This is a genomic window from Sneathiella sedimenti, assembly GCF_017313765.1.
In the GTDB taxonomy this organism is placed as follows: Bacteria; Pseudomonadota; Alphaproteobacteria; order Sneathiellales; family Sneathiellaceae; genus Sneathiella; species Sneathiella sedimenti.
Genome location: NZ_JAFLNC010000002.1, coordinates 92,056 through 111,508 on the forward strand (window position 1 = coordinate 92,056; position 19,453 = coordinate 111,508).

The 19,453-nt window shown below is 52.6% G+C and carries 17 protein-coding genes; 8 read left to right on the forward strand and 9 right to left on the reverse strand.

Annotated features, from left to right (window positions below; all coding sequences use genetic code 11):
• Positions 1-193: 193 nt before the first annotated feature.
• From folB to J0X12_RS05630, 4 genes are all read right to left on the reverse strand, one after another.
• The gene (gene folB / locus J0X12_RS05615; protein WP_207043133.1) at positions 194-607 is read right to left on the reverse strand and encodes a dihydroneopterin aldolase; all 414 of its coding nucleotides are present in this window, start codon (positions 605-607) and stop codon (positions 194-196) included.
• Positions 600-1,358, reverse strand: a complete 759-nt coding sequence (locus J0X12_RS05620; protein WP_207043134.1) for an SDR family oxidoreductase — start codon at positions 1,356-1,358, stop codon at positions 600-602. Before J0X12_RS05620 ends, folB begins: the two co-directional genes overlap by 8 nt.
• A 26-nt stretch (positions 1,359-1,384) precedes the next feature.
• Complete coding sequence (locus J0X12_RS05625; RefSeq protein ID WP_207043136.1) at positions 1,385-2,359, reverse strand: calcium/sodium antiporter; 975 nt, start codon at positions 2,357-2,359, stop codon at positions 1,385-1,387.
• A 200-nt stretch (positions 2,360-2,559) separates the two neighbouring features.
• Positions 2,560-3,489 (reverse strand): TraB/GumN family protein, encoded by a 930-nt coding sequence (locus J0X12_RS05630; RefSeq protein ID WP_207043138.1) that lies wholly within the window; start codon positions 3,487-3,489, stop codon positions 2,560-2,562.
• A gap of 97 nt (positions 3,490-3,586) precedes the next feature.
• On the opposite strand from J0X12_RS05630, the gene modA reads away from it, so the two are divergent.
• A complete protein-coding gene (gene modA, locus J0X12_RS05635; protein WP_207043140.1) occupies positions 3,587-4,375 on the forward strand; it encodes a molybdate ABC transporter substrate-binding protein in 789 nt (262 codons plus the stop codon).
• Positions 4,376-4,378: 3 nt separating this feature from the next.
• On the opposite strand, the gene uvrB is transcribed toward modA, so the two are convergent.
• Positions 4,379-6,547, reverse strand: a complete 2,169-nt coding sequence (gene uvrB, locus J0X12_RS05640) for an excinuclease ABC subunit UvrB (protein WP_207043141.1) — start codon at positions 6,545-6,547, stop codon at positions 4,379-4,381.
• Between the two features lie 164 nt (positions 6,548-6,711).
• A complete protein-coding gene (locus tag J0X12_RS05645; RefSeq protein WP_207043142.1) occupies positions 6,712-6,942 on the reverse strand; it encodes a DUF1127 domain-containing protein in 231 nt (76 codons plus the stop codon).
• 144 nt (positions 6,943-7,086) lie between these two features.
• Here J0X12_RS05645 and J0X12_RS05650 point away from each other — a divergent pair, with 144 nt between their 5' ends.
• The 5 genes from J0X12_RS05650 to J0X12_RS05670 all read left to right on the forward strand — a co-directional run bounded on the left by J0X12_RS05650 (position 7,087) and on the right by J0X12_RS05670 (position 13,243).
• Positions 7,087-8,016 carry a transcriptional regulator GcvA gene (locus tag J0X12_RS05650; protein WP_207044715.1) on the forward strand — a complete coding sequence of 310 codons (930 nt, stop codon included), beginning with the start codon at positions 7,087-7,089 and terminating at the stop codon, positions 8,014-8,016.
• Between the two features lie 321 nt (positions 8,017-8,337).
• A complete protein-coding gene (locus tag J0X12_RS05655) occupies positions 8,338-9,540 on the forward strand; it encodes a pyridoxal phosphate-dependent aminotransferase (RefSeq protein ID WP_207043143.1) in 1,203 nt (400 codons plus the stop codon).
• A 192-nt stretch (positions 9,541-9,732) separates the two neighbouring features.
• Positions 9,733-11,748 carry an elongation factor G gene (locus J0X12_RS05660; protein WP_207043144.1) on the forward strand — a complete coding sequence of 672 codons (2,016 nt, stop codon included), beginning with the start codon at positions 9,733-9,735 and terminating at the stop codon, positions 11,746-11,748.
• A gap of 98 nt (positions 11,749-11,846) precedes the next feature.
• On the forward strand, positions 11,847-12,821 hold the full coding sequence (gene msrP / locus J0X12_RS05665; protein ID WP_207043145.1) for a protein-methionine-sulfoxide reductase catalytic subunit MsrP: 975 nt from the start codon (positions 11,847-11,849) through the stop codon (positions 12,819-12,821).
• A 131-nt stretch (positions 12,822-12,952) separates the two neighbouring features.
• A complete protein-coding gene (locus J0X12_RS05670) occupies positions 12,953-13,243 on the forward strand; it encodes an encapsulin-associated ferritin-like protein (protein ID WP_207043146.1) in 291 nt (96 codons plus the stop codon).
• A gap of 773 nt (positions 13,244-14,016) precedes the next feature.
• On the opposite strand, the gene J0X12_RS05675 is transcribed toward J0X12_RS05670, so the two are convergent.
• From J0X12_RS05675 to J0X12_RS05685, 3 genes are all read right to left on the reverse strand, one after another.
• On the reverse strand, positions 14,017-14,907 hold the full coding sequence (locus tag J0X12_RS05675; protein WP_207043147.1) for a LysR family transcriptional regulator: 891 nt from the start codon (positions 14,905-14,907) through the stop codon (positions 14,017-14,019).
• Between the two features lie 54 nt (positions 14,908-14,961).
• Positions 14,962-15,930 (reverse strand): thioredoxin-disulfide reductase, encoded by a 969-nt coding sequence (gene trxB / locus J0X12_RS05680; RefSeq protein ID WP_207043148.1) that lies wholly within the window; start codon positions 15,928-15,930, stop codon positions 14,962-14,964.
• A 118-nt stretch (positions 15,931-16,048) separates the two neighbouring features.
• Positions 16,049-17,035: a mitochondrial fission ELM1 family protein gene (locus tag J0X12_RS05685; protein WP_207043150.1), complete on the reverse strand. Its 987-nt coding sequence runs from the start codon at positions 17,033-17,035 to the stop codon at positions 16,049-16,051.
• Between the two features lie 155 nt (positions 17,036-17,190).
• On the opposite strand from J0X12_RS05685, the gene J0X12_RS05690 reads away from it, so the two are divergent.
• Positions 17,191-17,694, forward strand: a complete 504-nt coding sequence (locus tag J0X12_RS05690; RefSeq protein ID WP_207043151.1) for an Lrp/AsnC family transcriptional regulator — start codon at positions 17,191-17,193, stop codon at positions 17,692-17,694.
• A gap of 47 nt (positions 17,695-17,741) precedes the next feature.
• On the forward strand, positions 17,742-19,367 hold the full coding sequence (locus J0X12_RS05695; protein WP_207043152.1) for an acyl-CoA synthetase: 1,626 nt from the start codon (positions 17,742-17,744) through the stop codon (positions 19,365-19,367).
• The last annotated feature ends 86 nt before the right edge of the window (positions 19,368-19,453 follow it).

The following is a 19,453-nucleotide window of genomic DNA, read 5'->3' on the forward strand; positions in this document are numbered from 1 at the left end:
CACTGCCTAATTTTTAGGCAAATTTGTAACTACATGAATTATATAGTATTTTTAAAAGTCAAGCCAGAGGTTCCAGGAAAATCGTAATTATTTTCGGGTATCCTAGGGGAACTGGCGGGTTTGCGTTGGAATGTGCACAACTATTGCTGAGATTTCGTCAAATTTTACGATTTTTATGTTTTCTTCGCCGGACTTAGGGTTTTCCTCGGATAATTTCAACGCCAACGCTGGAGGTGTTTTTTATGGCGTTGAGTTTTTCAACTTTCACCTGAACCAGCTTTACCCTTTCATTGTCGAGGCAAATTGCGGCAACTTTCTCGGCGAGCGTCTCAACAAGGTTTACATGCTCATTTTTCGCCATGCTGGTGATATGATTCGAGATTGTTTCGTAGCAAACCACATTCTTGTAATTGTCTGCGAGCGGGGTCGCGGAGTCCGTAACGGTCATCTCGATATTAAAGCGGACGGGTTGCGGTGTGGATTTTTCATGTGTGTAAACACCAATCAGCATGTCCACCATAAGGTCGCTGATAAAAACCTTATGCGTTGTGGTCGGCCGGGTCATTTCCCCGGGGTGCAGAACATTGGCTGTGGTTGGTTTATTCATACACGCCTTCTTTCGCCTCGCTTTGATATATTGGTAAATGCTGGCCGCCATCAAGTGAAACAAACTCTCCTGTCATCGATTTCGCCGCCATGATAAATTTGACTGCGAGGGCAATTTCCTCAGGAGTCGGACCATAGCCTAGGGGAACGGATTCTTGCTGCTGTTTGAATTGCGCCGCGGTCTGTCTCGTATTTGCCAGCGTAGGGCCGGGACCAATGGCATTGACCCGGATATGAGGCGCGAGCGCCATTGCAGTTGTTTGCGTCAAGGTCCAGAGACCGGTCTTGCTTAATGTGTAGGACATGAACTCCGGGCGCAGGTTAAAAACCCGCTGGTCGGCGATATTGACGATATTGCCCTGCACATTCTGGGGAAGTTGCTGGGCAAAGCTCTGGGTGAGCAGCATCGGCGCGAGTAAGTTCGTGTTGAGATGCGTATGGAAGCTTTCAGCGGTTGCATCCGCAATCGTGTCTTTCTCAAACACAGCAGCATTGTTTACCAGGCAATGTAACGGCCCAAGGGCCTTGACCGCTGAAGGAATGATTTTGGCAACATCGGTTGCGTCCGCAAGGTCAGCTTTGACCAGGACGACGCTCGCTCCAGCTGCAGAAATCTCTTCCTTTAAGGTTTCAGCTTCCGTTGCTGATTGGTGGTAATGCAGGGCAATGCCCCAGCCGTCATCGGCAAAGGCTTTGGCGATGGCGCGGCCGATACGTCGGCTCGCTCCCGTAATTAAGACGTTATTTGGCATTCACGCGATGTTCCGATTTTATTTTCTTAGTGCACCGGTGCGGCATAGACGCCAGACATACCATAAAACTGCGCCGTGATATAGGCGACATAGGCAAAGCAAAACGCCCCGCCCATAACCCGGCCGATGGGTTTTTTGGATATGAAAATCGGGATCATGAGGAGGGAAACGAACAGCATGATCCAGAGGTCAAAATGCAAGACCTGCGCGGGTGCCTGCATCGGCTCAACCATCGCGGTCACACCGATGATTCCGGTGATGTTAAACAGGTTCGAACCAAGAACATTACCGATGGCAACATCCCCATGACGGCGAAACGCCGCAATGATCGATGTGGCGAGCTCTGGGAGGGAGGTGCCGAGGGCAACCAGCGTAAGCCCGATGATTTCGTCGGAAACGCCGGCAATCCGTGCGATCATTTCTGCTCCCTGCACAAGCAAGTGGGATCCAAGTATCAGGCCGAAAAGTCCCATCAGAACAAACAGGATGCTGACATAAATATTTTTCGGCATATTCTGTTCGTATTCTTCCAACGCCTCTTCGGCGCCTTCGTCCCCCTCTTTGCGTGCGCGGAAATACGATCTCAGGACAACGGCCGCGAGGACGCCTACGAGTAATGCGCCCTGCCATAGCTGGATAGTACCGTTCCAGGCCAGAACCATAAAGAGGATGGAGGCAGACACCATAATAAGGCTGTCGCGCAATGCCGAGCGCGTGTCGCAGATCAGCGGGTAGATCAGGGCAGGAACGCCTAAGACCAGCAGGATATTGGCTATGTTACTGCCAATCACGTTGCCGAAGGCAATTCCGGGTACACCATCGATAGCGGCCTGAATACATACGACCAATTCCGGCGCAGATGTGCCGAATGCAATTACCGTAAAACCGATAACCAGCTTGGACACGCCCATCTGTTCGGCCAGGGCAACCGAGCCCCGGACAAGAAGTTCACCGCAAACCAGAAGGATTACCAGACCAGCAGCTACTTGTAGGTACATCATAAAGGGTTAACACCCCGGGACCAATTTCCCGTTACACTCATCCCGTCACCACTGTTCCTTGAAGACATCAGGTTGTTATATAGACATGGCGGGGTATCAGTAAAAGAGCTAATGGCACTAAATTCGTGTCTTTTCCGGATGGAATACCGGTTTGTTCCGGGGTATGACCGCTATGTCGCGGATAATTCGGGTATTCGCCGTCAATATTTCCGCTCGATGGCGTATCCTTTTTGCGTGAGCAGGGAGAGAACTCCCTCTTCTCCCGGAAGATGGAGGGCGCCAATCCCGACAAATACATTCCCCTGCGCCAATTCAGGCAGCATCCGTTCCACCATATGGCGGTTTCTGATGTAAATTAGATCCGTTGTCATGATCTTGTTAAGGGCGGCACTCATGCCGGTAAGGGTTTCCTCTAGATCACAGGCAATCCATCCGGTATTGCCCGCCAGATAATAGCTCGTCATTTTTTCGAGTTCTTCATCAATCTCCGAATGCTCCGTCATCGCCTGATCCAGATATTCAAGTTGAACGTTTGCGGGCATCGAATCGAAGATATCCAGCTGCTCCTTATTGCTTTCCAGGGCAATCACGCGCTTACCCGCTATTCGCGCTGACTTCTCAAGTTCCTTATCGAGCAGGGTCAGGGAGCGCCCGGATTCTCCTGCGTTGGGGACGGGCTGGCTGATAATCGTCGCGGCTGCCCAGACCTTGAGCCTGTCAAGTGTCGCAGGCGCCACGCCGTAGGGCGCGACCAGCCCTGCAAGCCGGTTGAAACGACTGGTGCCGATGAGTTCCTTCAGGCTTTCCCCCGGCTTAAGCAGAAGCTGTTGTTGATTGCGGGCAAGCTCGTCATCTTTGAGGGAGGTTTCGAAAATCGCCGTGCTGGAGGCAATAAAAACCTGCATGACGGCGCCGGGCAGATAAAGAATTCGGGGGTCCCGAGAATGCATGGTGCCAAAAATATAGCTTGGCGGGACACCTTCCCGGGAGACTTTCCAGAGTCGCCCTTCATCGAAAGGGCGGTCGGTGCAATTTTCCGGCGGAAGAGGTTTGGCAAGGCCTTGCAATGACAGCCCCTGCGATAGAACCAGAAAAATAAGGCCCAGGAAAAGCCTTGAAAGCATTGTCATTATAAGCCTCGTCGATTGCCAGCATTGCGGATTACCCCTAGACTATCACAACGTTCAGAATTTTCACGAAATAGCCGAAATAGGGGACAGGTTATTGATGGTATACGGATTTTCCCGGAAATTTTTCCTGCGAGTATTGCTGGCGCTAGTGCCGGCTTTTGTTTCTGTACCGGTCGTCCATGCGGCGGAAGACGATGTTGTTGTTTTTGCCGCGGCCAGTACTTCAGATGCCGTGTCCGCGCTCGGGTCTGCATTTGAAAAGCGGACCGGATTTCCGGTGATTGCCTCTTTCGCGGGGAGTGGAACACTCGCGCGGCAGATTAACGAGGGGGCGCCTGCCGATGTCTTCATTTCCGCGAATGTGTCATGGATGGCCTATCTGGATAAATCGGCATTGCTCGAACAGGGAAGCTTGGTGACAATCGCGTCCAATAATCTGACGCTAGTGGCGTCCAAGGATGCCAAAATCCCAGACCCCTTCAATATCGAGAACCTCCCAATTCTCCTTGGGGCGGGGCGGCTGGCAATCGGTAATCCGGCGCATGTCCCGGCAGGCACGTATGCGAAGGCGGCGCTGGAGACCCTTGGGTTATGGGATAAGGTAAAGGAAAATCTTGTTCTGCTGCCCAATGTCCGGGCGGTTCTGGCCTTGGTTGATCGGGGAGAGGCACCGTTCGCCATTATTTACGAAACGGATTTGCGGCTCGCCAAAAATACTCAGCTCGCCGCTGTTTTTCCGGCCGATTCCCATCCGCCAATCTCATATGCCATGGCAAAAATCAAAGGAAATGACGGCCATTCAACCGATCTTTTTTATAAATTTGTTCAATCCCGAGAGGGACAGGAAATTCTTCGTCAACACGGCTTTCTCGTGTTCGAGAACTAGCCTCTAACGGGACCGGCCTCCAAGGACATGGCCGTTGCCGGCCCGTCCTTTGCTTGATCGTCCTTGAGGTCGACCACTGTTCGGGCCACCGATGCCGAGCTCGCGGTCCTGCAGCTTCTTGATCTCGTCGCGAATGCGGGCGGCCTCTTCAAACTCCAGGTTCTCGGCAGCGGTGCGCATTGTCTTCTCAAGCGATTCAATATGCGCTTCAAGGTTATGGCCGATCATATGGCTCGCGTCGTCGAGACCCAGGTCAACATTATAATGATCCTGTTCATAGACGCTCTGCATGACATCGCCGATATTCTTCCGGATCGACATCGGGGTGATCCCATGCTCCGCGTTAAAGGCTTCCTGCTTGTCTTTGCGTCGTTTGGTCTCATCGAGCGCGAACTGCATACTTTTCGTTATCTTGTCCGCATAGAGAATGACGCGACCATCCACATTTCGTGCTGCACGGCCAATTGTCTGGATCAATGAGGTGGCGGATCGCAGGAACCCTTCCTTGTCCGCATCAAGAATGGCGACGAGCGCGCATTCGGGGATGTCCAGACCTTCACGAAGAAGGTTGATCCCGACCAGTACGTCAAAGGTGCCAAGTCGGAGGTCGCGGATAATCTCTATGCGTTCCAGCGTATCGATATCCGAATGGAGATACCGGACCTTGATCCCATTCTCATGGAAATACTCGGTCAGGTCCTCCGCCATTTTCTTGGTCAGTGTCGTGACCAGTACGCGCTCCCCTTTTGCGGCGCAGAGTTTACATTCGCGCATCAGGTCGTCCACCTGTTGATCGACAGGGCGGATGATGCAGTCCGGGTCCGTCAATCCTGTGGGGCGGATGACCTGCTCGACGAAGGCGCCGCCTGTTCGTTCCAACTCCCAGGGGCCGGGAGTGGCGGAAACAAAAACAGTCTGCGGTCGCATGGCCTCCCATTCCTCGAACTTGAGGGGCCGGTTATCCATGCAGGACGGCAGGCGGAAGCCATAATCCGAAAGGGTCGATTTGCGCCGAAAGTCGCCTTTGTACATGGCGCCGATCTGGCTGACGGTGACATGGCTTTCATCTACCATCAGCATCGCGTTGTCCGGCAAATATTCAAACAGGGTCGGCGGAGGCTGCCCCGGTCCACGGCCGGAGAGATAACGGGAGTAGTTCTCGATACCCGCGCAGGCGCCTGTGGCTTCCATCATTTCCAGATCGAACATCGTGCGTTGTTCGAGGCGTTGCGCCTCAAGGAGCTTGTTCTGCGCCTCGAACTCGACCAAACGTGACTTCAATTCCCGCTTAATCTGTGCCTGCGCCTGCTTTAAGGTCGGTTTTGGAGTCACATAATGGCTGTTTGCATAGACGCGTACTTCCGACAGGCTGCCCGCTTTCTCACCCGTCAGGGGGTCAAACTCGGTGATGCTTTCCAGTTCATCGCCGAAAAGGGACAGGCGCCAGGCGCGATCCTCCAAATGGGCCGGGAAAATTTCAATGGTGTCGCCGCGCACTCGGAAGGTGCCGCGGGTGAAGCTCGCATCGTTGCGCCGGTATTGAATTTCCACCAGCTGCCGTAGCAGGTTTTGACGATCGAATTCCTTGCCGACTTTCAGATCGAGCGTCATCTCGCTATAGGTCTCGACGGAGCCGATACCATAAATGCAGGAGACAGACGCAACAATGATAACGTCATCGCGCTCCAGGAGGGCGCGCGTGGCGGAGTGGCGAAGGCGGTCAATCTGCTCATTCACCGAGGCGTCTTTTTCAATATAGGTATCTGTCCGCGCGACATAGGCTTCTGGCTGATAATAGTCATAGTAGGAGACGAAATACTCGACAGCGTTGTTCGGAAAGAATGCCTTCATCTCACCATAGAGCTGCGCGGCCAGCGTCTTGTTATGAGCGAGAATGAGGGTAGGACGCTGCACTTTCTCAATGACCTTGGCCATCGTGAAGGTTTTACCGGAGCCAGTTACGCCGAGAAGAACCTGATCTTTTTCATGCTGCCTGATGCCCTCGACAAGGCTTTTGATAGCCTCGGGTTGATCACCGGCCGGTTCATATTCCGAGACAACCTCGAAGGCGATGCCACCTTCAGATTTCTCGGGCCGGAGAGGACGGTGCGGAATGAAGGGCGCCGAGGCGTCTTCCAATCCGGATGTTTCATTTTTGTTCTCAATCTGCATAGATTGGTTATAGGGTGCTTGCCCTGAAATTTCCATCTATATCTGAGTCAGCTTATGAAATTTTGAGGAATGAGGCCGCAGCCGATATCGGGGGCCTGAGGGGTGCCACCCGGACGTCCTTGGACAGGGGGAAGGGGACAATTCCGGGCGGCGGCTTGTCAGGGTTATGACTGCCAGAAAGACTTTGTGGTTTCCGTTTTTACGTCTAAATCGGAAAGTCCCATGTCGGTCAAAAATACTTTGTCCAGATCGGCAAGCTGGTGCCGCATGCTTTCCCGTTCCTGCCATTTAAAGATCGTTGCGATAAGGGTACCCATGATCCCGCTAGCGCCAACATGTTCTTTAACGGGGGCTAAGTGCAGCTTTCCGCCGTTTACATATGTTTTTGTTGCCATCTCTCTACTCCTTCACTTATGTGGAGATACCAACTTGCGGGCTTCTCCGGCTGTTCTGATGGAGTATATTTGTCAATTTTCGGACTTGATTACAAACGACAAATTCTAATAGTATGAGTTAGTTTTTCTAATCTGAAACGGGATATCATCATGCGCCTTCCTCCCCTAAAGGCATTGCGCAGCTTTGAGGCCGCGGCCCGGCATCTAAGCTTTTCCAAAGCAGCGGAAGAGCTGTTCGTGACTCCTGCCGCCGTAAGCCATCAGGTCAAGGCGCTGGAGGAATGGCTCGGTGTAACTTTATTCAAGCGATTAAACAGGGCGGTTATCCTGACGAATGAAGGACAGAACTTTGTCGTCAGCGTCCGAAACGGACTTGAGATAATTGGGGCGGCTGCCGAGAAGATCATGCGCCAGGATGCCTCCGGAGCGTTACATGTGGATACGCTGCCGTCATTTGCGGCGCGGTGGCTCCTGCCGCGCCTCAGCCGGTTTCGCGACGCCCACCCCGATATCGACGTCCGGCTCTCCGCGTCTGACCATCTTACGGATTTCAACCGTGAGGACGTGGATGTTGTCATCCGGTATGGCCATGGGAATTATCCCGGTCTTCGGGTGGACAAGATCCTGACTGAGGAGGTGATGTTCCCGGTTTGCAGTCCGAGTCTTCTTGAGGGGACGCACCCTTTACGTACGCCGGACGACCTGAAACATCATACTCTGCTGCATGATGATATGCGGATTGACTGGCAGGCCTGGCTCGCCATGGCGGGGGTGACGGATGTTGATCCCAAACGCGGGCCCAGTTTCAACGACAGCTCCATGCTGCTAACGGCGGCAATGGAGGGGCAAGGGGTGGCGCTTGGCCGGAGTACGCTCGCCGCGGATGATCTTCTTGCCGGTCGTCTGGTCCAGCCCTTTGACGTTCAGCCGATGAAAGCCCACCACGCCTATTACATTGTATGCCCGGAAGAGGTTGCGGACCGGCCGCGCATTGTCGCCTTCCGAAACTGGATACTGGAGGAGGCGTCGGTTAGTTCGGGGCGCTTTGAATCCCGTACGGAAATGACGAACTGAGAGATTCTCAACTTGATTCACTGATAATTTTCTGTAGCCCGGCGCCCCTTCAGGGTGATGTGCGATTATGACGACCACATCGTCGGTTTGACCCGGAACCCATCATCCTCACTGCGTTCATTTCATAATCGCCAATTCATGCCCATATCACTGAAGACAACAAAAACATAGGGAACAGGTTTCGCTTTCGGGTTTAGCGAATAATTAGCTTCTCCTGTTGAAAAACGGGTGGTCTCGGGGCGGAATAAGCGCTATAGACCAATTGGTTGTGGGCGCGAGGTTGCGCCTTGAATTTACCCTAGCCGAGAGAGATGGGAAGTTATGTCTATTATTGCGGAAAGTCTGGGACGCATTAAACCCTCAGTTACTATTGCTGTGACCACCAAAGCCGCCGAGCTCAAGGCAGCCGGCCGTGATGTGATTGGTCTTGGTGCGGGAGAGCCGGATTTTGATACGCCCGACAATATCAAGGAAGCGGCAATTCGAGCAATTAATGAGGGCAAGACGAAATATACGGCTGTGGATGGCATTCCGGAGCTGAAAAAGGCGATCTGCGAGAAATTCAAGCGTGACAATGGCCTCGATTATGAACCTTCGCAGGTGACAGTGGGGACCGGCGGCAAGCAGATCATCTATAACGCGCTGATCGCAACACTGAACCCAGGCGATGAAGTCCTGATCCCGGCACCCTACTGGGTATCCTACCCGGATATGGTTCTGTTGGGCGGGGGTGAGCCGGTTTTTGTGCCGACCACGGCCGCAAACGGTTTCAAGATGCAACCTGCGGATCTGGAAGCGGCGATTACGCCGAAGACGAAATGGCTGATTTTCAATTCGCCTTCCAACCCTTCTGGCGCAGGGTACAGCCATGATGAACTGAAAGCGCTGACCGATGTCCTGCTGCGTCATCCGCAAGTCTGGATCCTGACGGATGACATGTATGAACATCTGGTCTATGACGACTTCAAATTTGTCACCCCGGCGGAAGTGGAACCGGCGCTTTATCAGCGGACCCTGACCATGAACGGGGTTTCCAAATCCTACGCAATGACAGGATGGCGCATTGGGTATGGCGCGGGACCGGTTGAGTTGATCAAGGCAATGGCAAAGGTCCAGTCGCAAAGCACATCCAATCCTTGTTCAATCAGTCAGTACGCGGCTGTTGAGGCTCTAAATGGACCGCAGGATTTTATTGCGGAGCGGGCGAAGGTCTTTGAAGAACGGCGTGATCTTGTCGTTGGCATGCTCAACCAGGCGACTGGTTTAAGTTGTCCGATGCCCGAGGGTGCTTTTTATGTTTATCCGTCCTGTACTGGTTGTATCGGCAAGAAAACACCTGAGGGCAAGGTGATAGAGAACGACTTCGATTTCGTCTCGGCGCTGCTTGAAACAGAGGGCGTGGCAGTGGTGCATGGTGAGGCATTCGGCCTGTCGCCGCATTTCCGTGTTTCCTACGCCACCTCGACCGAGGCATTGACGGAAGCCTGTGAACGAATTCAGCGGTTCTGCGCCAGCCTGAGTTAGTCTGCAGTAAATATCTTCGAAAAGGCGGCCGATGATTCGGCCGCCTTTTTTTATGGCCTCGAGAAAGAAGAAAAAAATTAATGGCCGGGCCCGCAATTCTGCGCACTCCCGCGTCTTTGCAAAATTTTTCCTTGCGCCATTCAGGGCGGAGGAAGAACATTAGATTTATCTAACAAAGAAAGGAGGCACGTCATGGTCGTAGACAAGCCAAAGGGGCCTCGCAGCGTCGCGCTGGTAGGCCCCTATTCGAGCGGGAAAACAACTCTTCTGGAAGCCATTCTGCATATCTGCAATGAAACGGACAGAAAAGGAAGCGTGACGGCAGGTACATCTTGTGGAGACAGTTCCAAGGAGGCTCGGGAACGACAAATGGGCGTCGAGGTTAATGCCGCTCATGCCCAGTATCTGGGCGATGAATTCACGATATTGGATTGCCCCGGATCAATCGAGTTTTTCCAGGAAACGGAGAATGCACTCCTCGGGGTGGATGCCGCAGTCGTCGTATGTGAACCGGAGAGCGAACGCGCTTTAACGCTGTCGCCACTGTTGAAAAGCCTGCAGGAAAGAGGGCTGCCAACCTTTATCTTCGTGAATAAAATGGATAAGGCCTATGGCTCTGTCCAAGATCTGTTTAACTCCCTCCAGGCCGTGTCCGACCGCGCGCTCGTCCTGCGACAGGTGCCCATTTTCAGGGAAAATATAATCACCGGCTATGTCGATCTCGCCTCCGAACGGGCGTATGTATACAAAGAGGGGGAGGCATCCCGCATTATTGACCTGCCGCCCGAAATGGCGGAAGAAGAGGGAAATTCGCGGTTTGAGATGCTCGAAAAGCTGGCCGATTTTGATGATCACCTGATGGAAGAGCTGCTCGAGGATATCGAGCCGGAGCGAGAGGAAATATATTCGCTATTGCAGAATGATCTCCGCGAAGGGTTGGTGACTCCGGTTTTCCTTGGCTCTGCGGAAAATGAAAATGGCGTTCGCCGCCTCTTGAAAGCCTTGCGGCATGAAGTGCCAGAGGCCTCTGTCGCCGCGGCCCGTGCTGGATATGGTGACGAGTCAGATGCAGCGGTCGCACAGATTATTAAAACCTATATGTCCGCGCAAGGCGGCAAGCTTTCTCTCGCCCGAATCTGGTCGGGCAAAATTAATGATGGAGACAGCTTTGCTGTGGGACGAATAGGGGGTCTGTTCCGGTTGCAGGGTGGAAAGTATGACAAGTTGGAGAGCGCAGGAGCCGGGGAGATCGTGGCTTTCGGGCGTTTGGAAGCCGCGCAAACCGGTGACATCCTTCTGGCGGATAAAACGATCAGTTTGCTGCCGGATGCGGTTCTTGAACCGGTGTACAGCATAGCACTGGTGCCGGAAAATCGCGATGACGAGGTTAAGCTTTCGAGCGTCCTTAGTAAAATTCTCGAGGAGGACCCGTCGCTGAAACTGGAGCATAAGCAGGAGACACAGGAATTGCTGCTTCTGGGACAGGGAGAAATCCATCTCAACGTCGCCCTTGACAGGATGCGCAACAAATACGGTCTTGATGTCAAGGCGCGCCGCCCGAAAGTGGCCTATAAGGAGGCGATCCGGAAGGCGGCAAAACAACATGCCCGCTACAAGAAGCAAAGTGGTGGTCATGGACAGTTTGGTGACGTCCATATCGAGATCAAGCCGTTGCCCCGAGGGTCAGGGTTTAACTTCGAGGAGAAAATTGTCGGAGGATCGGTCCCGCGCCAGTATATTCCGGCTGTCGAGCATGGAGTGAAAGAGTACCTAGCCGAAGGCCCGCTCGGGTTTCCTGTGGTCGATGTGGCGGTGACTTTGTTCGATGGACAGTTTCACTCGGTCGATAGTTCCGAAAATTCCTTCCGCTCGGCCGCACGGATTGCCATGAGCGAAGGGATGCCCAAATGCGACCCGGTCCTGCTTGAGCCAATTTACAAGGTGGAGCTCTCCATGCCGTCGGAATATACATCGAAGGTCAACAGCATCGTCAGCGGTCGCCGCGGCCAGATCCTCGGATTTGACGCACGCGACGGATGGGACGGATGGGACATCCTTGTAGCGATGATCCCGGAATCTGAGGTGCATGATCTGATCGTTGATTTGCGGTCCGCTACACTCGGGGTGGGAACCTATCGCAGCGAGTTTGATCATCTTCAGGAGTTGACCGGCCATAATGCGGAGAAAGTGCTCCAAAACCGGGGTTGAAAAATAGCGTCGAGGAAACTCACAGACTGTTGACTTGTACTTGAAGCTGCGACGCCCGATTATTTCCTGTAATCTAAATTACGGAAGGAATCGGGCGCGTGTTGATTAAAATTCCAAAAAACTGGGAACTCCCTGAATCAAAGGCAACGCCGGAAAATGTTTATTTGAACCGGCGAACTGTTCTGAAGGGGATGGCCGGCGCCGGCTTGATTGCCTCTATTGGTTCGAACGCCGCCTTTCGTGAAGCATTTGCCGCAGGCGCCGCTGACCCGAGCGCAAGTCTTTACCCTGTCCCGCGCAATGACCTTTACAAAGTTTCCCGGGCGCTGACTCCCGAGAAAATTGCGACGACCTATAACAACTTTTATGAATTCGGGTCACACAAGGAGATATATGTAGCTGCTCAAGCGCTCGAGATTCGTCCCTGGACCGTGAAAATTGACGGCATGGTCGAAAAAGAGATGGAGATAGACATCGACGATCTTCTTGCAAAGATGCCTCTGGAAGAGCGGATCTATCGGCACCGCTGCGTGGAGGGGTGGTCGATGGTGGTGCCCTGGAGCGGGTTTCCAATGAAAGAGCTCGTCAAGCTGGCGGCGCCTACGTCTGGCGCAAAATATGTTGTCATGCAAACCTTCCAGGATAAATCCGTTGCCCCCGGTCAGCGGCAGTTCTGGTATCCCTGGCCCTATACCGATGGATTGACAATTGAGGAGGCGACGAATGACCTCACTTTCCTGGTGACCGGACTGTACGGAAAACCCCTGCCGAAGCAGAACGGCTCGCCCTTACGTTTGGCGGCACCGTGGAAATACGGCTTTAAACAAGTGAAATCAATTGTCCGTTTCTCCTTTACCGACAAACGTCCCGAGACATTTTGGGAAACACTGATCAGCAATGAATATGGGTTCTGGGCGAATATTAACCCGGAGGTGCCTCATCCCCGATGGTCACAGGCAGAGGAGCGGGATATTGGCACCGGCGAAAAGATTCCGACCCTCCTTTACAATGGCTACGGTGAGTATGTCTCCGATATGTATAAGGACATGAAGGGCGAACGCCTCTTTATGTGATCAAGCTTTCCATTTTGGGCGAGAAAGAAATTTCCGGTCGCGGCGGTTTGCGAGAGCCGTCGGTTCTGCTATCAATGGAGAACCTATGAGATTGGAATAATTCAAAACGACGCCAAGGAGGGCAATGCCATATGGCCAATGAAGGGTATCACGAGCCGATCGAGGAGCTTTCTGATGAAACACGGGATATGCATAGAGCGATCACCTCTTTGATGGAAGAACTCGAGGCCGTTGACTGGTATAACCAACGGGTCGATGCGTGCAAGGATGAAGAGCTGAAAAAAATTCTTGCCCATAACCGCGATGAAGAAAAAGAACATGCGGCGATGGTCCTTGAGTGGATTCGCCGAAGAGACCAGACCCTGGATAAGGAGCTTCGGGACTACCTCTTTAAGGACGGCAGTATCGGTCATCATGACTGAGTGTTGAGGGTAAAAAAAATGCCGGCCATGTGAATGGCCGGCAAGTCTGACAGGGAGGTACATCTAGCGAATAGATGTAAAGGGACAAGCAGGATAGGGAGGAAACCTCTCGCCCCTTGCCGGCAAATGCCAGCACCCAGATGATATATATTTCAATATCATCTTTTTTTTATATTGGGATTTTCCCCCCGATGTGAATACGTAAAACTACATATTGGGAAAGTTTTTCAAATCTGTTGCAAAAAAAAGACCGGCCTCAATGAAGAGGCCGGCTTAGTCTAACAGGGAGGTATTGCCTTTCGGCAACACAGATTACATGTGATTGGGAGGAATACATGTAATCAATATCAGCAGGGAGCTGATATAAAGTTAATGCTGCATCGCAACATCATGTAGTATAGATAGCCATTACTGCCCCTGATTTCCACCTATAATATTGCAGCGCACCCATGCAAAAAGTGCATAGCTCAAAAAATTCCTGTTGGAGGTGCTGAATCCTCTCACAGCGCTTATAGCGATAATTTTATTAAAAAAAATGCCGGCCAAATTAATGGCCGGCAAGTCTAACAGGGAGGTAATATGTCAAGAAGACATAAGTATTGCAAAAATCAGGGAGGAGATCTTGCAACATCACTCAGGTTCAACACCTTCATGAAAACGATTATTGCAATGCAACATCGTCTGCGGTCTTTCTATAAAATTAAGCGGTGTTAGAAAAGATCAATCTCGTCAATGCTACTATGCGCGACCTGCATAGCTATGCCAGTGATCCGCTAAAAAGAGTACTCATTGACTTTCTGAATAAGAAAATCACGAAAAATGGTCACTCTCTTGGATTTGCGCAATTCTTCCGGATAAACGTAATAGGAATCAAATGTCGGACCCCCAAGTTCAGGCAGGATACGTATGACGTTGCTATGGCCGTGGACGATATAGTCGGGCAGGCTGGCGATGCCTAGGCCGCTTTGCACGGCAAGCAGCAACCCATAGACATTGTTGACCTTGAAAACCGGCTCCTTCGTCCGGCCGGCCTTGTTCAGTTCCTTCAGTAACCAGTTCACATTGGAGATATTGGAAGGCGCTTCATCACCGTAAGTAATCAGGTTGCTATCAAGAACATCTTCCACACTCGTGGGTGTGCCATGCTTCTTCAGGTAGTCCGGAGAGGCATAGACATGATGGTTGACGGTCATCAATTTACGCTGGATGAGATCCGGCTGGACGGGTGCTCGCAGCCGAATGGCAATGTCGGCTTCCCGCATGCCCAGATCGAGCTCACGATCGGCAAGGATCAGATTTACAGTAATTTCCGGATATAGCTCAATGAACTCCCGAACGCGCGGCGTCAGCCAGTTGGCTCCGAGACCGACCGTTGCGGTTACTCTCAATTCCCCCGAAGGCTTTTCGTGTGCATCCATCAACTGGGCTTCCGTCATCGCCAGTTTTGCAAAGACCTCATGAGCCGTCTGAAAAAGCAGTTCGCCCTGCTCAGTCAGGAGGAGGCCCCGGGCATGGCGATGGAAGAGGGCGACCTTGAGGCTTTCCTCCAGAGCGCTGACCTGGCGGCTGACGGCGGATTGGCTAAGATGCAGCGTATCGCCGGCGCGTGTAAAGCTGCCGGCTTCAGCGACCGCATGGAATATGCGTAATTTGTCCCAATCCATATTGCTGCTCGCAGCCGCATCACGGTCTATCCGTCAGATGGCCTTGCGATCTCCCTATTCGGCGGCTTCCGCCGAGGCACTTTCATTCTCCGCAATAAATTTCTCCGCTTCCAGTGCCGCCATGCAGCCGGTACCTGCGGCGGTAACGGCTTGACGGTAAATTTTATCCTGGACGTCGCCACAGGCGAATATACCCGGAATATTTGTCGCGGTGGAATCGGGCGCGGTAATCAGATAACCTTCGTCATCCATGTCGAGCTTGCCTTTAAACAGCTCCGTGTTCGGTGAATGGCCGATGGCGATAAAGACGCCATGAACGGAAAGATCCTGTGTCGCGCCCGTTTTGACATTGCGAAGCCGTGCACCGGTTACGCCAAAGGGATCTGCTTCGCCGAGAATCTCTTCGAGGACATGGTCCCAGATAATCTCGATCTTTGGGTTCTTCTTCAGCCGTTCAATCAGAATTTTTTCCGCGCGTAGTTCGTCTCTACGATGAACCAGGGTCACTTTATCGGCGTGATTGGTAAGGTAGATGGCTTCCTCCACAGCAGTGTTGCCACCGCCGATGACCAAGACTTCCTTGCCACGATAGAAAAAGCCGTCGCAGGTTGCACAGGCGGAAACGCCAAAGCCCATGTATTTTTGCTCAGTCGGCAGGCCAAGCCATTTCGCAGCGGCACCGGTCGCTATAACAACAGACTGGGCAACATATTTGTTGCCTGAATCCGCGGTCGCAACAAATGGGCGTCGGTTGACATCCAGATCGACAATGTAGTCGTTGAAAATACGCGTGCCGACGTTGCGGGCCTGTGCCTCCATCTGCTCCATCAGCCACGGACCCTGTATGGCGTCCGCAAATCCCGGATAGTTTTCCACATCTGTGGTGATCGTCAGCTGGCCACCCGGCTGTAATCCATGGACAAGAATCGGGTCAAGGGACGCACGCGCCGCGTATATCGCTGCTGTATCCCCGGCAGGGCCGGAGCCGATGATAAGAACTTCCGTGTGGTGAATTTCCGCCATGTCGAACTCCGGGATAGATTCGCTCTCGTATCTAAGGTACAGGGTTATTTATATCCTGCGGAGAGGCCATGCAAGGGCCAGTAATAACTTTGGCCATTATGTCGCGGATTTTTGCCGTTTACCGTTGCGAAAAGTGCAGTTTCAGAAATTTCTCGACATTCCGGGCAATTTTCTGTGTCTCAAGGAGCGGAGGGTAGTTCCATTGTTCCAGCTTTCCGGTAAAGGGGCGGGTATATCCCTTCTCTCGCATGCTCTGATGAAAATGGTTGAACTTGGAATTGCCGCCCGGCAGATCGAAAATATGAACGGGTTTTCCCATAGAGCAGGCCTCGCAGACCATATTGACGGAATCACCCGTCACAATCAGTGCATCCGCGAGCGCGAGATAGCCAAAATACGGATTTTCACCTTCTCCGGTCCATAATTGATGCGGTACTCCCTCAAGCGCCGATTTAAGGATCGCTTCATTGTCAGTGCCAGTTCTCCGTGATGTGGTGACAAGAAAGCTGCAGCCGGTATCCCGATGCAATGCAGCCAGCTTATTGGCGAGATCGCGCATGACGTCTTCCGTCATATCGTAACAACGATTGCTCCCGCCGACGAGGACCGTGACACGCGGCTTGGCAAGATGCGCAACCTGATCTTCGAATTTCTCTCCTGCTTCATGCAGTTTTTCACGAGTGATCCGTCCAAGTGCGCCGAGACAGACAAGAACGTTCTCCCCCCGCAGCTTGTCATGTTCCGGCACGATCACCAGATCGAAATTCCCGGCATCGCAATTGGGTGTCTGGATATGAATGGTGAATGTTTTATCGCCACTTGCCTTTTTTATCGCCAAACTTAACGGGATCGACTGCCGCCCGCAGGTAATCAGAATATCCGGCCAGGGGGGCGTCAATAAATCTCCGCCCTTGTCGAGAGTTTTGAGAGGATTGATCCAAAGATATGGCGGTAACCAGCGCCAGGGCTTCGTGGTCTTGATTCTTTTGACTTTAAAATCAAGGCCTAAGGCTTCGGCAAGGCCGATGCACTGGATTTCCATGCCCGCGCTGCCGTCGGTGACAACCCAGCAGGAGGCGTGTCTTATTTTGTTGTCCGCGCTCATTTTGTTGGCATAGGCCCTGTGTCCGGCATGGGTCAAGTGTTTTGGTGCGGCGTTGGGTAATTTTCTTACTCTTTTGGCACGGTCCCTGCTTCTATCGCTTGGCGTCGCGCATTCTTTGTAATAATATTGCGCGCAACAGATAGTCGGAGGACATAATGCAACGCGTAAAGCTGGACGAAATCGATCGCCGTATTCTGCATGATTTGCAGGAAGATGGACGTATCACCAATGTAGAACTGGCGAAAAATGCCGGCATTTCCGCGCCTCCCTGCCTCAGGCGGGTACGGGCACTTGAAGAAGCCGGATATATTGAAGGCTATCATGCGCAACTGAACGCGGAGCATCTCGGTTTCGGGGTCACGGTATTTGCGCTTGTCGGGTTACAAAGCCAGGCGGAAACCGATCTTTCCGCTTTTGAGGGGCTGGTCAAGACATGGCCTCTGGTTCGGGAATGCTTCATGCTGGCCGGCGAAAATGATTTTATTCTGAAAGTCGTTGCGAAGGACTGGGATACCTACCAGCATTTTCTGACCCATGATCTGACAGCGGCACCTAATGTAGAGCATGTGAAGACGTCGCTCGGTATTCGGGTGTCGAAATTCCTTCCCGGAGTACCGGTAGAACTCGGTGATGACCGGAACGCGGCTGGCGGCGCCTAAACGACAATCTGGTACATACAGCTTTAGAAAAAGATTGGGAGACTCTTTTGACTAATAATCCATATCAGGCTGATCTCGATAGCAATCCGGCAAATTACGAACCGCTCACACCCTTGACGTTTTTGGCCCGGTCCGCGGAAGTGTATCCCGAAAAGACGGCAATCATTCATGGTGACCTCTCCTACAGCTACAGGGAATTTTATGCCCGTGCGCGCCAACTTGCGAGTGCACTTACAAAGCGGGGAATCGGGGAGGGGGACACGGTGTCGATGATGGCGCCGAATATCCCGTCGGTTCTAGAGGCACATTATGGCGTGCCCATGACGGGCGCCGTCCTCAATACGCTGAATACGCGTCTTGATGCGCAGTCGCTTGCGTTTATCCTGGATCATGCAGAGTGCAAACTGCTTTTGACGGATCGGGAGTATTCCTCCCTGATCAAGGAGGCTTTGTCGCTAACCAAGGTTAAGCCCATTGTAATTGATATTGACGATTCTCTCGCCGAGGGCGGTGAGTTGATTGGGGATATGGAATATGAGACTTTCCTTGCGACAGGAGATTCGGAATTCGACTGGCAGGAACCGGTGGATGAATGGCAGGCGATTTCACTGAATTATACCTCCGGGACCACCGGCGATCCCAAGGGAGTAGTCTATCATCATCGCGGCGCTTATCTCTCGGCGATGGGGAATGCAGTTTCCTGGAGCTTGCCGAAGCATCCGGTATATCTCTGGACCCTTCCGATGTTCCATTGCAACGGCTGGTGCTTCCCCTGGACATTGACGGCGGTTGGCGGCACCCATGTTTGTCTTCGAAAGATTGAGGCAAGCGCCATCTACAATGAGATGCAGCGATGCCAGGTCGATCATATGTGCGGTGCGCCGATCATTCTATCGATGCTGATTAATGCGTCGGATGAAGACAAGGCCAAGGCACCCTCCGGCGTGAAGTTCATGGTCGCCGCTGCGCCACCACCGGCGACAGTTCTTGCCGAAATGGACAGCATGGGATTCGATGTCACCCATGTGTACGGCCTGACGGAAACCTATGGCCCGTCTGTTCTCTGCGACTGGAACTCGGACTGGAACACGAAACCCGTGGAGGATCGGGCTGCGCTCAAGGCGCGCCAGGGCGTCCGCTATCATGCGCTGGCCGGTCTTGAAGTGATGGACCCCGAAACAATGACGCCGGTGCCACGCGATGGAGCCACTATGGGCGAGGTGATGCTGCGCGGTAATCTGATCATGAAGGGTTACCTAAAGAACCCCAAGACCACTCAGGCGTCCTTTAAAGACGGCTGGTTTCATTCCGGGGATCTTGGAGTCATTCATGAAGACGGGTATCTGGAGCTCCGGGACCGCTCCAAGGACATTATAATCTCAGGCGGCGAGAATATATCCACCATTGAAGTCGAAGGCGTGCTTTACAAGCATCCGGCTGTTCTGGAAGCAGCGGTGGTCGCGCGCCCTGATGAGAAATGGGGAGAAACGCCCTGTGCCTTTGTAACCTTGCGCAAGGGGAAAACCGTTTCTGAGAAGGAAATCATCCAGTTCTGCCGTGAGAATATGGCCCACTTCAAATGCCCGAAAACGGTCGTGTTTGAGGAACTGCCAAAAACATCCACCGGGAAAGTGCAGAAATTTGTTCTGCGTGAAAGGGCGAGGAATATCTAATCCATTTTTGCGATTAAACTCGGTTATCAAAATTTTAACCAAGAATAGGTCATATTGATCGCCAGATCCTGGTTTGGAGGGCATTA